The following is a 14099-nucleotide window of genomic DNA, read 5'->3' as shown; positions in this document are numbered from 1 at the left end:
ATCTCCTCAGACGGTTTCCAGCGCGGTCGGCACGAAGTCCGGCGTGTCGGTGGATTGATAGTTGAAGGTGACGTCCTTCCAGACATCGAGCGCGGACTTCAGGGGCGTGCAGGTCTGCGCCGCCTTGGCCAGGATTTCCGGGCCCTCATGGACGTAGTCGCGGCCCTCGTTGCGGGCGAGGATCATCGCTTCCAGCGCCACGCGGTTGGCGATCGCGCCGGCCGCAATGCCCATGGGATGGCCGATGGTGCCGCCGCCGAACTGCAGCACGACGTCCTCACCCAGGAGATCGAGCAGCTGGTGCATCTGGCCGGCATGAATGCCGCCGGAGGCGACCGGCATCATCTTGTTCAGGCTCGCCCAGGACTGGTCGAAGAAAATGCCGTGCTCGAGCCTGGTCGGGTTGAACTCCTCGCGGCAGACGTCGTAGTAGCCGCGCGTGGTGTTCGGATCGCCTTCGAGCTTGCCGACCACCGTGCCGGCATGGATGTGGTCGACACCGGCGAGCCGCATCCATTTGGCGATGACGCGGAACGACACGCCGTGACTCTTCTGCCGCGTATAGGTCGAGTGGCCGGCGCGGTGCAGATGCAGGATCATGTCGTTGCGGCGCGCCCACTTCGCCATCGACTGGATCGCGGTGTAGCCGATCACGAGGTCGATCATGACGATGACCGAGCCGAGCTCCTTGGCGAACTCCGCGCGCTCATACATGTCCTCCATCGTCCCCGCGGTGACGTTGAGGTATGTACCCTTCACCTCACCGGATGCCGCCTGCGCCCGGTTCACCGCCTCCATGCAGTAGAGGAAACGGTCGCGCCAGTGCATGAAGGGCTGCGAGTTGATGTTCTCGTCGTCCTTGGTGAAGTCGAGCCCGCCCTTGAGCGCCTCGTAGACCACGCGGCCGTAGTTGCGCCCGGAAAGACCGAGCTTCGGCTTGACCGTGGCGCCAAGCAGCGGCCGGCCGAACTTGTCGAGGCGTTCGCGCTCGACCACGATGCCGGTCGCCGGCCCCTGGAACGTCTTCACATAGGCGACGGGGAAGCGCATGTCCTCCAGGCGCAGCGCCTTCAGCGGCTTAAAGCCGAACACGTTGCCGATGATGGATGCCGACAGGTTCGCGATCGAGCCCGGCTCGAACAGGTCGAGATCATAGGCGATGTAGGCGAAGTACGAGCCGGGCGTACCCGGGACCGGATCGACGCGATAGCACTTGGCGCGATATTTTTCGGCAGCGGTCAGGCGATCGGTCCACACCACGGTCCAGGTCGCCGTCGAGGATTCACCGGCCACCGCAGCCGACGCCTCGATCGGATCGACGCCTTCCTGCGGCGTGACGCGGAACAGCGCGATCACGTCGGTGTCCTTTGGCGTGTAGTCGGGCTCCCAATAGCCCATGCGCTTGTATTCCATCACGCCGGAGCGATAGCGTTCTTTGCCGCGGACCGTGCCTGCATGTGCGTTCATGTCTCTCTCCTGCTCTGTTCTCTGCTCTTTCTGATCGATTAGGCCGCAACGGGCTCGCGGGCGATGCGGGGATCCAATTCGCCCGCGCGATAGCGCCGGGCCATCTCGCTCAAGGGAATGACCTTGATCTTGTTGGCATGACCGGCCGTGCCGAACTGCTCGAAGCGCTCGCGACAAAGCTCGCGCATCGCATCCATCGCGGGCTTGAGGAATTTGCGCGGATCGAATTCGGAGCGCGTTTGCGCGGCGACCTTGCGGAACACCGCGGTCATCGCCAACCGGCAGTCGGTGTCGATATTGACCTTGCGCACGCCGCTTCGGATGCCGCGGACGATCTCCTCGACCGGCACGCCCCAGGTCTGCGGCATCTCGCCGCCGAACTGGTTGAACATGTCCTGGAGCGGCTGCGGCACCGAGGACGAGCCGTGCATGACCAGATGGGTGTTCGGGAGCCGCCGGTGAATCTCCTCGACCACGCGCATCGCCAGGATGTCACCGTCGGGCTTGCGGCTGAACTTGTAGGCGCCGTGCGAGGTCCCCATCGCGATCGCGAGCGCATCAACCTTCGTCGCGCGGACGAAGTCGACCGCCTGGTCGGGATCGGTCAGCAACTGATCGTGGCTGACCTTGCCCTCGACGCCATGGCCATCCTCCTGCTCGCCGCCGCCATGCTCGAGCGAGCCGAGCACGCCAAGCTCGCCCTCGACGGACGCGCCGACCCAATGGGCGAGGTCGACGACGCGGCGAGTGATCGCGACGTTGTAATCGTAGTCGGCCGCGGTTTTTGCATCGGCCTTCAGCGAGCCGTCCATCATCACCGAGGTGAAACCATGGGCGATGGCGGAGGCGCAGGTCGCCTCGTCATTGCCGTGGTCCTGGTGCATGCAAAGGGGGATATCGGGATAGGTCCGCTCCAGCGCGTCGATCATGTGCGAGAGCATGAGATCGCCGGCATAGCTGCGCGCGCCGCGCGAGGCCTGGATGATGACGGGGGCATCGACCTCGGCCGCGGCCTGCATGATCGCGATACCCTGCTCCATGTTGTTGATGTTGAAGGCCGGCACGGCGTAGCCGTGGCTGGCGGCGTGATCGAGCAGTTGGCGAAGGGTGATACGGGCCACGAGAAATCCTCCTTATTGTCTCTTGCCGGCAATGGTCCGGCGGGCGGCTTCCGCAACGCTTTGCGGCGTGATGCCGAATTCGCGGTACAGCACGGGCGCCGGCGCCGAGGCGCCGAAGCCGCGCATGCCGACGAACTCGCCGTCAGCACCTATCCAGCGCGCCCAGTCGCCCTGCACGGCCGCCTCGATCCCGACACGCGGCGCAGCACCGAGCACCGTGGCGCGGTAATCGTCCGGCTGTTCGTCGAACAGGGTGAAGCAGGGCGCGGAGACCACGGCCGCGCGGATGTGCTCGGTTGCAAGCAGGCGGGCGGCTTCCAAGGCGATCGACACTTCCGAGCCCGTTGCGATCAACGTCACGTCGCGGCCGCCGTCAGGGGAAACCACGAGATAGGCGCCGCGCGAAACGCGGTTTCTGCCGCGGGCGTCGCTGCGGAAAGTGGGCAAGGCTTGGCGCGACAGGCACAGCACGGACGGGCGGCTCTCGGAGCTGAGTGCGCAGTCCCAGGCCTCGAGCGTCTCCACCGCATCGGCGGGGCGGAACACCAAAAGATTCGGAATGACACGCAGGGCCGCCACATGCTCGACGGGCTGATGTGTCGGACCGTCCTCCCCGAGCCCGATGGAGTCGTGCGTCATCACGTGGATGACGCGCAGCCGCATCAGGGCCGCGAGGCGGATTGCGGGCCGGCTATAGTCGGAGAAGGCCAGGAAGGTGCCGCCATAGGGGATGAAGCCGCCATGCAGCGCGAGGCCATTCATCGCGGCGGCCATGCCATGCTCGCGAATGCCGTAATGGATGTAGTCGCCGGCGAACGACCCGCGTGTGACGGGGACCTGCGCCTTGGCGTGCGTGAGGTTCGAGTGCGTCAGGTCGGCCGAGCCGCCGACCAGTCCGGGGATCGTCCCGGCGATGCCGTCGAGCACCTGCTGCGAGGCCTGGCGTGTCGCGATCTTCGGACGCTCGCCGGCGAAGCGCTCACGCAGTTTCGCCGCAGCCAGCGCATAGGCGCCCGGCAGGGCGACGGCCTTGCCCTCGACGAACAGGTCGCGCTGCTCAGGTGTCGCGTTTTCATAGCAATCGAGCCATGCGAGTCGATCGACCTGTCCGCGCTGTCCGATCATCCGCCACGCCTTCAGGATCGGGATCGGCACCACGAACGGCTGATAATCCCAACCCAGCGTCCGGCGCGCGGCCGCGGTCTGTTCGGTGCCGAGCGGCGCGCCATGCGCTTTCTCGGTGCCCTGGCGGTCCGGCGCGCCATAGCCGATGATGGTGCGACAGGCGATCAGCGATGGTTTTGCGGTTTCGCGCTCTTCGGCAATCGCCTGCGCGACGGCTTCGGGATCGTGCCCGTCGACGCGGCGCACCGACCAGCCGGACGCGGCGAAGCGCGCGAGCTGGTCATCCGACGTCGCCAGCGAGGTCGGCCCGTCGATGGAGATGCCGTTGTCGTCGAACAGCACCATCAACCGGCCGAGCTGGAGATGACCGGCAAGCGAGATTGCTTCCTGGCTGATGCCTTCCATCAGGCAGCCGTCGCCGGCGATCACATAGGTGAAGTGATCGACGAGGCCGTCGCCGTGCCGCGCATTGGCCATGCGCTCTGCGAGTGCCATGCCGACAGCCGTGGCAATCCCCTGCCCCAACGGACCGGTCGTGGTCTCGACACCTGGCGTATGGCCATATTCCGGATGACCCGGCGTTTTCGAACCCCACTGCCGGAACGCCCTGATGTCGTCCAGGCTGAGATCGCCGCCGGTCAGATGCAGCAACGCATAGAGCAGCATCGAGCCGTGGCCCGCCGACAGCACGAAGCGGTCACGGTCCGGCCAGTTCGGATGCGCCGAGTCGAATTTGAGGAAACGCGAGAACAGCACGGTTGCGACGTCGGCCATGCCCATCGGCAGGCCGGGATGGCCGGACTGTGAGGTCTCGATGGCGTCGACCGCGAGGAATCGCACGGCATTGGCGAGGTCGTTATGCGCGACGGCATAGAGGTCGGCTTCGGCATGGACCGAGATGTTCATCAGATCCTCCAATCGTTGGTCTTGCGGATCACTTCAGGCTCCGCTTGCGCTCGATGAGCTGCATGATCAGTGGCGTCAGGATCAGCTGCATCGCGAGGTCGAGCTTGGCGCCGGGGCAGACGATGGAATTCGCGCGCGACATCCAGCTTTGCGGCAGCATCGAGAGCAGATAGGGAAAGTCGATACCGCGCGGATTCTTGAAGCGGATCACGACCATCGATTCGTCCGGCGTCGGGATCCACCGCGCGATGAACGGATTGGAGGTGTCCACCGTCGGCACGCGCTGGAAGTTGATGTCGGTCTCGGTGAATTGCGGGCAGATGTAGTGGATGTAATCCGGCATCCGCCGCAAAATGGTGTCGGTGACAGCCTCGGTCGAATAGCCGCGTGCGCTGCGGTCGCGGTGCAGCTTCTGGATCCATTCGAGGTTGATCACGGGCACGACGCCGATCTTGAGATCGGCATAGCGCGCGACATTGACCTTGTCGGTGACGACGGCGCCGTGCAGGCCCTCGTAGAACAGCAGGTCGGAGCTCTCCGGGAGCCGTTCCCAGTCGGTGAAGGTGCCGGGAGGCGCGCCATGCAACGCCGATTCCTCGGCATCGTGCACGTAGTGACGCGTCGTCGCGGTACCGGTCTCGCCATAGTCGCGGAAGGCGCGCTCCAGCTCCTCGAACAGGTTGGTCTCGGGGCTGAAATGGCTGAAATGCTTGTTGCCGCGCTCGGCCTCCTTCGCCATCTGCGCGCGCATCTCGGCGCGGTCGTAGCGATGGAAGGCGTCGCCCTCGATGTAGGCAGCATTGACCTTCTCGCGGAAGAATATCTGCTCGAAGGTCTTCTTGACCGAGGTGGTGCCGGCGCCGGAGGAGCCGGTGATGGAGATGATCGGGTGTTTCCTGGACATGCGTCGCCTCGCTCAGACCCGGAAGAATCCGCGCCGCGCGAACAGCGGTGCGGAGACGCTGGCGACCAGCAGCGGATCGCAGTGCAGCTCCTCGACGCGGCGCACCTCATTGCTCGAGCCCATGATCAGCGGAACACGCTGGTGCAGGCTTTGCGCGGACAGTTCGAGGATGCGCTCCCGCCCGGTCGAGGCCGACCCGCCCGCCTGCTCGATGATCATCGCCATCGGATGCGCCTCGTAGGTGAGGCGGAGGCGGCCGTCGCCATAGCCGGGGCGCGCGTCCGAGGGATAGAGGAACACGCCACCGCGGGTGAGGATGCGATAGGCCTCCGCGACCAGCGAGCCGATCCAGCGCATGTTGAAGTCGTGGTTGGCGGGCCCTTCGACACCGGCGAGGCATTCGTCGATGAAGGCACGCACCGGCGAATCCCAGTGCCGGCGGTTCGAGGCGTTGATCGCGAACTCCTCGCACGCCTCGGAGATCTGCACGTCGCTGCGCGCGAGGCGGAAGCAACCTGCCTTGCGGTCGAGCGTGAAGACGTCGACGCCCTCGCCCAGGGTCAGCACCAGCGAAGTCTGCGGGCCGTAGGTGACGAAGCCCGCCGCAAGCTGCGCCGAGCCGCGCTGATGGAAGGCGAGCGAGAGATCGTCGGGCGCGGGCAGGATCGAAAAGATCGTGCCGACGGTCATGTTGATGTCGATGTTCGAGGAGCCGTCGAGCGGATCGATCGCGATGCAGATGCGGCCGTCGCGGTTGACGATCTGCGCCTCGCGCATCTCCTCCGACGCCAGCGCCGCGATCGGCAGCCTGCCGAGGCAGCGGCGCAGGATCGCGTCGGCCTGGACATCGAGATCGCGCTGGAGATCGCCATCGCTGTTGCGGCCAGTGGTCAGGCCCGAGGCGTCGGCGAAATCACCCGAGGCGATGAGATCGGCGATCTCGACCGCCGCTACCGCGATGGCATCGACGGCGGCCGCCACGGCGAGCGCATGGGGTGCGGTCTCGGAATACCGCTGAAGGTGGTCGTCCAGCCTGAGTTGCCCGGTCATCTGCGTCCATCCCCTTGCGGGCGCCGCATTCGTTTCCCTCCCCATGGAGGTCGATGCGGTCAGTCCCGGCACGATTGAGATTGACAGGCCCGGTCTAATAAGGAAAATTTCTATTCATAATGAGCGCCAAAGAATTTTCTTATAATGCCCCCGGCCATGGGGCGGCCCAGCTCCGGCATCTGACGATCCGGCAGCTCCGCTCGCTTGCGGCGCTCTCGGCCAAGGGCAGCGTCACGGCGGCCTCGAGCCAGCTCGGGTTGACGCAGCCCGCCGTGACCCAGCAGCTGCGGCAGCTTCAGGACCTCGCCGGCCTGCCGCTGGTGCAGCGGACCGGAGACGGCATGCTGCTGACGGAGGCGGGCCGAGAGGTGCTGGCGCTGGCCGAGCGCGTCGAGGCCGCCATCATGGACTGTCAGGGCGCACTCGACCTGCTCGCGGGGCGGACCGGCGGCACGGTGCATCTCGGCGCGGTCTCGACCGCCAAATATTTCGTGCCGCATGCGATCGCGGCGTTCTCGAAGCGGCATCCAAAAATCGAGATCAAGCTCACCATCGGCAATCGCGAGGAGATTCGCGAGGCCATGCACGGCTACGACCTCGATTTCGCGGTGATGGGTCGGCCACCGGCCGACGTCACGGTCGACGTCCGCCAGCTCGGGCGCAATCCGCACATCATCGTCGCCCGCAAGGGACACTGGTTGGAGAAGGATTCCGGTCTCAACCTGACCGACCTCGTGCACGAGACCTTCCTCACCCGCGAGCCCGGCTCGGGCACGCGAACACTGATGGAGGGCATGTTCCAGAAGACGGATCTCGAGCCGATCATCGGCATGGAGATGAGCAGCAACGAGACCATCAAGCAGGCGGTGATTGCCGGCCTCGGCATCGCCTTCATCTCCGCCCACACCGTGGCGCACGAGCTTGCCGAGGGTCGGCTCGTCGTGCTCGACGTCGCCGGTCTGCCGATCGTCCGGCAATGGTACGTGATCCGCCGCAGCGACAAGGTGCTGCTGCCGCCGGCGCAGGCGATGTTCGATTTCCTGGGGTCGGAAGGGTCGAATTATCTGCCCGACGTGCCCGACTTCGGTGAGCGATAGCCGGCCGGCCTTCAGGCCATCAGCTTCATCGCGACCGTCGCCGCCAGAATGACGATGATCTGGAGCAGACGCTCAGTCGTGAAGATGCGGTTGAAAGCGGTCATCGTTTGCCCCGGCCGGAATCAGATGTCTGGACGGGCACGTTGCTATCACAAGCAAATGTCAGGGTAACTCCGTAGTCGCCACGAAAGCACCGGCGCGCAGCCGCTGCTGGAACCCAACAAGTTTCGAACGATTCAAAGCTTCCTGCGCGGAATGGTCGCACGCTCGCTGTGTTCATCCACACAGTGACTTCGCGTGCACGGATGCGCCTTGCCCCGCATCTGGCCGCGCAATGGGGAATTCGGGCGAGTTTTGAAAGAGTCGAGGGAGGGCGCGATGAACCACATCGCCGCCGCGGGGAAGCTTTTGTCTGCCGCGAACTACAATTCCATGCGCAAGATTCCGGGGATCGGAGGCGTGATGACCGCGCTGATGGCGTCGGCCGCGTTCTTCGGCAACCCGCAGGCCTTGGCACAGTCACCGTCTGCACCAAGCGTGACGGTTCCGTCGGTCACCGTCACCGCGCCGAAGACGCAGCGCCACTCCAATCCGATCTCGCCGGCGCGCCGGTCGAGCGGCACACGGACGCGTCGGAGCCAGACCGCGCGGCGGCCCGAAACTGCGGCGGAGCCAAAACCCTTCGCGCAGTCGCAGGACGCCCGCACCGGCACAAAAGGATATTTCGCCAACAGCACCTCCGTCGCCACCAAGTCCAACACGCCGATCGTCAACATCCCGCAGTCGCTGGCCGTCATCACCCATGAGCAGATCCGCGACCAGAACTACCAGGGCCTGACCGACGTCACCCGCTACGTGCCGAGCGTTGCCGTCCACCAGGGCGAAGGCAATCGCGACGAGCTCGTCATCCGCGGGGTCGATTCCAGCGCGAACTTCTTCGTCAACGGTTTTCGCGACGACGTGCAATATTTCCGCGATATGTACAACGCGCAGAGCATCGAGGTGCTGAAGGGCCCGAGCGCGCTGACGTTCGGCCGCGGCGCCGGTGGCGGCGTCCTCAACCGCACCCTCAAGGAGGCCGACGGCACCCGCATCTACGAAGCGACCGCGCAGACGGGATCATGGGGCGATCGCCGCGTCTCGCTCGACGCAGGGCAAGCCGTCAACGAGAACGTGGCGGCGCGATTGAACGTGTTCTACGAGGGCAGCGATGCGTTCCGCGACTTCAACCGTCTCGAACGCTACGGCATCAACCCGACCGTCACGCTGAAGCCTAACGACTTCACCAGGATCAAGCTCTCTTACGAATATTATCACGACGGCCGCACCGCAGATCGCGGCAACCCTTCCCAGAGCCTTCCCGGCGGCGTCACCCGCTTCAACCCGACGACGCCGTTTGCGCCGAACGGAAATCTGCAGACCTTCTTTGGCAGCCCGAGCCTCAATACCGCGCAGGCGACGGTGCAGACCGGCATGGCGATCATCGAGCACGATTTCCAGAACGGGCTGTCGGTGCGCAACGGCACGATCGCGGCCGACTACCAGAAGTTCTACCAGAACGTCTATCCGACCGGCGGGCCGCTCGCCGGCGCTGTCAACGCGGCCGACACGGCGGTCAATCTCGGTGCCTACCAGCACACAACCAACCGCGACAACGTCTTCAACCAGACCGACTTCACCTACAAGGGCTGGACCGGACCGGTCGCGCACACCGTGGGCTTCGGCACCGAGTTCGGCCGTCAGACCGGCGTCGACATCCGCAACACCGGCATCTTCCCCAACGGCACCAACACCATCGTCCAGAACCCGTTCGCGCCGACCTATTTTGGGCCCGTGACCTTCATCCACCACTTCACCGGCGTGAATGGCGATGGCGTCACGACGCCGGACTCCAACAGCAGATACCGCCTGAACGTCGAGTCCGGCTATCTGCGCGACACGATCGAGTTTTCCCGCGCGCTCCAGCTCATCGTGGGCACGCGGTTCGACCGCTTCGAAATGTCGGCGCTGGACATGAACACCAACATCAACCGCAACCGGACCGATAACCTTGTGTCGCCGCAGGCGGCGGTGGTCGTCAAGCCGATGGAGGCGATGTCGGTCTACACGGCTTACAGCATCTCGTACCTGCCCGCCTCCGGCGACCAGTTCTCCTCGCTCAACGACGGCACCCTGATCCTCCAGCCGCAGAAGTTCGAGAACACCGAGGTCGGGATGAAGTGGAACATCAACCCGAGGCTGCTGTTCTCGACCGCGATCTACAACCTCAACCGCACCAACCAGCCGATCGCCGACGGCAACAATCCCGGCTTCTTCCTGCCGTCCGGGGCGACGCTGACGCGCGGCTTCGAGGCGAGCCTCGTCGGCTACGTCACCGATCAATGGCAGTCCTCGCTCGGTTACGCCTATACCGACGCGAAGATCACCAGCGCGACCTCGGCGACCGTCGTGCCCGGCAATCGCGTGCAGCTCGTGCCGTACAATCAATTCGCCTGGTGGAACAAGTATCAGTTCACGCCGATGTGGGCGGCCGCGCTCGGCATCATCTACTTCGGCGATTCCTTTGCATCGTCGGACGACACCGTGAGGCTACCGGGCTTCGTGCGCTTCGATGCTGGCGTTTACGCCACCATAGACGCCAACTGGCGCGCGCAGCTCACGATCGAAAACATTTTCAACCGCGGCTATTGGGCATCCGCCGACGGCAACAACAACATCTCGCCCGGCCAGGGCCGCACCATGAGGGTTCAGGCGAGCTACCGGTTCTGACGGGGGCGAGGCGATCGATCCACCAGGCGAGATTGCGGTCCGTGCCGGCCTCGAACCCGATGGCCGGCACGTCCGCAGTCACGTTCTGGAGACGGCGGACATCGGCGGCCCGGAATCCGAAGGACGAAGTCATCGACCAGCTGGCGGAGGTTCGGCTGGGCGGGCTGTCCGCGCGGATCTGATGATCAACGCGTGAGCGATGGTTAACGATCAGGCCGCGAGCGGGCCGGCGCAATCCGCGCGCGCCGCGAAATAGGCTTCCAGCTCCGACAGGGCCCGCGCTTCCCAATCCTTCGCCTGCTCCAGCAGCGACCAGCTCTGGCCCGGGCGGAATGCAGCGGTCTGGCGATAGAGCGATGCGATGCCGCGGTAACGGCGCACGTTCTCCAAGATGGCGTGACCGGTGATGTGGCCGTTCATGTCCGAAAACTCCCTCGTCATTCCCGGGGGAGAAACTGCGGCCAAATCTTTTTCGAAAAGTTAGCGGCGCGCGGCAAGCTCGCGGATGGTTGCCGAACTGTTGCGCGCGCGCAACGCGCGTCGCCGCGCACAGCCGATTTATCGCGGATTCGTTGCGGCGCTCTCGCCCGAGTGCTTCAGCCCGCCGCGGCTGACGATCGCCATCGTCTCTCGGCAAAGATCGGCAAGGCCGATCACCAGCACCGCGAGCAGGCAGAACAGGTTGATGGAATCGGCATTTTCGCTGGTCAGCGCACTGAACGCGAAGAAGGGCGGCATGAACGCCCACCACACCAGTGGAATGGTCAAGAGCGCAGCGAGCGCCGCTGTCGGCACGCCCGCGACCAGCGCGAGCACGAACAGGCCGGGCAGGAACGCCGCGAAATAGAGTTTTGCGCCGAACGCGACGCATATCCCCTGGAGCACGGCCGACATCGTAACGACGACCGGCCCAAGCAGAAACGCCCGCCATGACCATGGCCGTACCCACGGTACGCCAAACAGCCCCGCACGCCTCATCTGCCTCCCCTTGCCGCCCCGTTAACCAGGTCGCTTGCGACCAAAATACTACAGCGGCGAACGGACCGCGAGCCGGAAATTGCATCCTCGCGGGGGTGGTAAACGGCTCGCATCGCACAATTTTCGACCCTGCCGGCGGCTACTCGGTCGCCGCATAAGCGAGGCCAGCCACCGGCAGGGCAAGGCCAATGGCCGATGCCAGCGTCCAGCCGCCTTGCGCGAAGGCGTAGGCGCCGAGCGCGGATCCGGCGGCGCCGGCGGTGAAGAACGTCGCCATGTAGAGTCCGTTGAGACGGCTGCGGTGCTCGTGTCCGAGCACGAAGATGGCGCGAAAGCCCAGCACGACGTTGCCCTGAACGCCGATGTCGATGGCGATCGCGGCCGCGACCAGACAGGCGAGGTTCAGCACCGATCCGGCCGCGCCGATATGCGTGATGAGGAATCCCGCGACCGCGAGCAGCATCGCGACCAGGGTCGCCATGCGGCTATGGCCGCGATCGGCGAGCCGTCCTGCGATCGGGGCGGCGAACACGCCCGCGACGCCGGCAAGCGCGAACAGCGCGATGCCGCGCTGGGTGAAGCCGAACTCGCTCGCGAGCTGCAGCGGCGCCACCGTCCAGAACAGCGTGAAGCAGCCGAACAGGCTCGCCTGGTAGAGCGCGCGGCGGCGCAGCAGCGGCGTCGTGCGCACCAGTTGCGGCATCGACAGCAGCAACTCGCCGTAATGCATGCGCGCGACCGGCCTGCGCTTCGGCAGCGTCATCCAGAGCACGGCTGCGAGCACGATCATCAGCGCGGCCGAGCAGAAGAACACCGCATGCCACGACAGCGCCGCCGTGACGAAGCTCGACACCGGGCGCGCCAGCATGATGCCAAGCATCAGACCCGTGGAGACGTTGCCGACGACGCGGCCGCGAATGGCTTCCGGCGCCAGATGCGCGGCATAGGGGATGATGATCTGCACCGCGACCGAGCCGAGCCCGATGAACAGCGAGGCGATCAGGAACGGCAGCGCATGAGTTGCGAACGCAGCGGCAAGCAGCGACGCGGCGCCGAGCGCGATCACCGAGCAGATCAGCGTGCGGTTCTCGACGAGATCGCCGAGCGGCACGATCAGCAGGAGCCCGGTGCCGTAGCCGATCTGCGTCATGGTGACGATCAGCCCGCTGGCCGCATGCGAGAGGCCGAGCACGGCGCTGATCGGGGCGATCAGCGGCTGAGCATAGTAGATGTTGGCGGCGACCATGCCACAGGCCGCGGCAAGCACGAGGGTCAGGCGCTGCGAGATCGCATCCGGTTCGGGCGCGGCCTCGATCGTGGCATTCATCGTCATTCACAGAAACTCCAGATATAGGGAATGACCATTCCCTATTATGACAAAAAATTCAGGCGAGCAGCTTCATGGCGACGGCGACGAGACGGTCGCCGTCGAGCGGCAGGCGTGCCTTGCCGACGACGCGCAGGCCTTGCGTGATGCAGATCATCAGCCGCGCGGTGTCGTCGGCCGCCACATGGCTGGGAATCGAGCCGTCGGCCTGCCCATCGCGGATGAGCCCCGCGATGAAGCTTTCGTTGGCCTTGAGCTGCGCATTGACGCGGGCGCCGACGACCGGATCGAGCGCGGACATCTCGACCGCGCTGCCGACGACGAGGCAGCCGCGCCGCCCCTCGCTGCCCTGGGAATGCGCGACATAGGACAAGAGCACATTGCGGATTTGCTCGCGGCCGTTCGTGCCACGCGCCGCTGCGCTGCGCGTCTGCTCCTGACGCAGACTGGTGTAGCGCTCGAAGGCGGCGAGGAACACGGCATGCTTGTCGCGAAAGGCCTTGTAAACGCTCCCCGTCGCCAGCCGCATCGCCGCGGTGAGGTCGCCGATCGAGGTGGCATGATAACCGCGCTCGCGAAACACCCGCACCGCCCTGTCGAGCGCGGTGTCCATGTCGAACTCCCGGGGACGGCCGGGCGGACGGGCGGCGGACTGAGATCTGAGAGCGGTTTTGTGCATCGCGGCATGATAGGGAATGACCGTTTCCGAATAAAGACACGTGGTTGTGAATGGGGAAATGAGGTCCGGCAGCTCTCGGGTCCCGCACGCGCCGCGCTGCGTCCGGGGCGCGAGAGCGGCGTGGCGCGCATCACTGCCTCCGCAGTCGTCATTGCGAGGGGCCCTTGCGACGAAGCAATCCAGAATCCCACCGTTGCAAGACTCTGGATTGCTTCGCTGCGCTCGCAATGACGGAGTATGAGGCGATCGTTGGCTGCCCAATCTCCACTGGATTCCCCGCCTTGTGCGCAATTGCGCACTGGAGCGGGGAATCCGGTACGCCGCGGCGTCTCGATGCAATCACTGCCGCCTCGGAATACTGGATCGTCCGGTCAAGCCGGACGATGACAGCGCGTGCGTGGCTACAGACACGGCTTCCCGTTCTCGCGACTGATTTCGCCCGAGCTTTGCTTCGTCACTTCGCCCTAACCAAGAGGGCGCAGGGAAGGCCGGGTGCCGGCGGCACCCGCGGTCCACTGCGCGAAAGGCACACGCAGGAAGAACCGCACAGCAGCATACAGGTGAAGCCCAACACACGGCCTTCCCCGCGCGATGGTCGGACGGCTTATGCCGTGCTCTCCCGGGAGCCGAATTCCTTCTGGCCTCCCTCACCCCGGCGAAAGTCGCCGGCACCGCG

The 14099-nt window shown here is 65.4% G+C and carries 11 protein-coding genes; 2 read left to right on the top strand and 9 right to left on the bottom strand.

The genetic code is table 11. The features are described 5' to 3' along the window. Positions 1 to 6 precede the first annotated feature (6 nt). Genes HAP40_RS10725 through HAP40_RS10705 form a run of 5 tightly spaced genes read right to left on the bottom strand, consistent with a single transcriptional unit; the run spans position 7 to position 6573 of the window. Entirely contained in the window at positions 7 to 1467 is a 1461-nt protein-coding gene (locus tag HAP40_RS10725; RefSeq protein ID WP_061849207.1) for a form I ribulose bisphosphate carboxylase large subunit, read from the bottom strand. A 38-nt stretch (positions 1468 to 1505) separates the two neighbouring features. Beyond that, entirely contained in the window at positions 1506 to 2588 is a 1083-nt protein-coding gene (gene fba, locus HAP40_RS10720; protein WP_166817831.1) for a class II fructose-bisphosphate aldolase, read from the bottom strand. A gap of 12 nt (positions 2589 to 2600) precedes the next feature. Further along, a complete protein-coding gene (tkt, locus tag HAP40_RS10715) occupies positions 2601 to 4619 on the bottom strand; it encodes a transketolase (RefSeq protein WP_166817832.1) in 2019 nt (672 codons plus the stop codon). 28 nt (positions 4620 to 4647) lie between these two features. Continuing rightward, positions 4648 to 5523, bottom strand: coding sequence for a phosphoribulokinase (locus tag HAP40_RS10710; RefSeq protein WP_166817833.1), 876 nt, complete (start codon positions 5521 to 5523; stop codon positions 4648 to 4650). A gap of 12 nt (positions 5524 to 5535) precedes the next feature. Then, the gene (locus HAP40_RS10705; RefSeq protein ID WP_166817834.1) at positions 5536 to 6573 is read right to left on the bottom strand and encodes a class 1 fructose-bisphosphatase; all 1038 of its coding nucleotides are present in this window, start codon (positions 6571 to 6573) and stop codon (positions 5536 to 5538) included. Between the two features lie 119 nt (positions 6574 to 6692). Here HAP40_RS10705 and HAP40_RS10700 point away from each other — a divergent pair, with 119 nt between their 5' ends. Both HAP40_RS10700 and HAP40_RS10695 read left to right on the top strand, forming a co-directional pair. Continuing rightward, a complete protein-coding gene (locus tag HAP40_RS10700; protein WP_166817835.1) occupies positions 6693 to 7670 on the top strand; it encodes a LysR family transcriptional regulator in 978 nt (325 codons plus the stop codon). Positions 7671 to 8048: 378 nt separating this feature from the next. Further along, entirely contained in the window at positions 8049 to 10439 is a 2391-nt protein-coding gene (locus HAP40_RS10695; protein WP_166817836.1) for a TonB-dependent receptor, read from the top strand. Positions 10440 to 10649: 210 nt separating this feature from the next. On the opposite strand, the gene HAP40_RS10690 is transcribed toward HAP40_RS10695, so the two are convergent. The 4 genes from HAP40_RS10690 to HAP40_RS10675 form a co-directional block, all read right to left on the bottom strand. Then, complete coding sequence (locus HAP40_RS10690) at positions 10650 to 10859, bottom strand: hypothetical protein (RefSeq protein WP_166817837.1); 210 nt, start codon at positions 10857 to 10859, stop codon at positions 10650 to 10652. Between the two features lie 138 nt (positions 10860 to 10997). Further along, positions 10998 to 11417 (bottom strand): DUF4118 domain-containing protein, encoded by a 420-nt coding sequence (locus tag HAP40_RS10685; protein WP_166817838.1) that lies wholly within the window; start codon positions 11415 to 11417, stop codon positions 10998 to 11000. A gap of 139 nt (positions 11418 to 11556) precedes the next feature. Continuing rightward, on the bottom strand, positions 11557 to 12750 hold the full coding sequence (locus tag HAP40_RS10680) for an MFS transporter (protein WP_166817839.1): 1194 nt from the start codon (positions 12748 to 12750) through the stop codon (positions 11557 to 11559). A 52-nt stretch (positions 12751 to 12802) separates the two neighbouring features. Next, entirely contained in the window at positions 12803 to 13357 is a 555-nt protein-coding gene (locus tag HAP40_RS10675; RefSeq protein ID WP_246741130.1) for a TetR/AcrR family transcriptional regulator, read from the bottom strand. Positions 13358 to 14099: the final 742 nt, after the last annotated feature.

Origin of the sequence: Bradyrhizobium sp. 1(2017) (assembly GCF_011602485.2) — a bacterium.
In the GTDB taxonomy this organism is placed as follows: Bacteria; Pseudomonadota; Alphaproteobacteria; order Rhizobiales; family Xanthobacteraceae; genus Bradyrhizobium.
The sequence above is the reverse complement of the archived record's forward strand: the minus strand, read 5'-3'. Positions and strand labels throughout refer to the sequence as shown.

What these genes read in the sequence shown, in the direction of transcription:
- HAP40_RS10725 (WP_061849207.1), bottom strand. Translation starts at nt 1,467, where the DNA reads ATGAACGCACATGCAGGCACGGTCCGCGGCAAAGAACGCTATCGCTCC.
- tkt (WP_166817832.1), bottom strand. Translation starts at nt 4,619, where the DNA reads ATGAACATCTCGGTCCATGCCGAAGCCGACCTCTATGCCGTCGCGCAT.
- HAP40_RS10710 (WP_166817833.1), bottom strand. Translation starts at nt 5,523, where the DNA reads ATGTCCAGGAAACACCCGATCATCTCCATCACCGGCTCCTCCGGCGCC.
- HAP40_RS10705 (WP_166817834.1), bottom strand. Translation starts at nt 6,573, where the DNA reads ATGACCGGGCAACTCAGGCTGGACGACCACCTTCAGCGGTATTCCGAG.
- HAP40_RS10700 (WP_166817835.1), top strand. Translation starts at nt 6,693, where the DNA reads ATGAGCGCCAAAGAATTTTCTTATAATGCCCCCGGCCATGGGGCGGCC.
- HAP40_RS10695 (WP_166817836.1), top strand. Translation starts at nt 8,049, where the DNA reads ATGAACCACATCGCCGCCGCGGGGAAGCTTTTGTCTGCCGCGAACTAC.
- HAP40_RS10690 (WP_166817837.1), bottom strand. Translation starts at nt 10,859, where the DNA reads ATGAACGGCCACATCACCGGTCACGCCATCTTGGAGAACGTGCGCCGT.
- HAP40_RS10685 (WP_166817838.1), bottom strand. Translation starts at nt 11,417, where the DNA reads ATGAGGCGTGCGGGGCTGTTTGGCGTACCGTGGGTACGGCCATGGTCA.
- HAP40_RS10680 (WP_166817839.1), bottom strand. Translation starts at nt 12,750, where the DNA reads ATGACGATGAATGCCACGATCGAGGCCGCGCCCGAACCGGATGCGATC.
- HAP40_RS10675 (WP_246741130.1), bottom strand. Translation starts at nt 13,357, where the DNA reads ATGGACACCGCGCTCGACAGGGCGGTGCGGGTGTTTCGCGAGCGCGGT.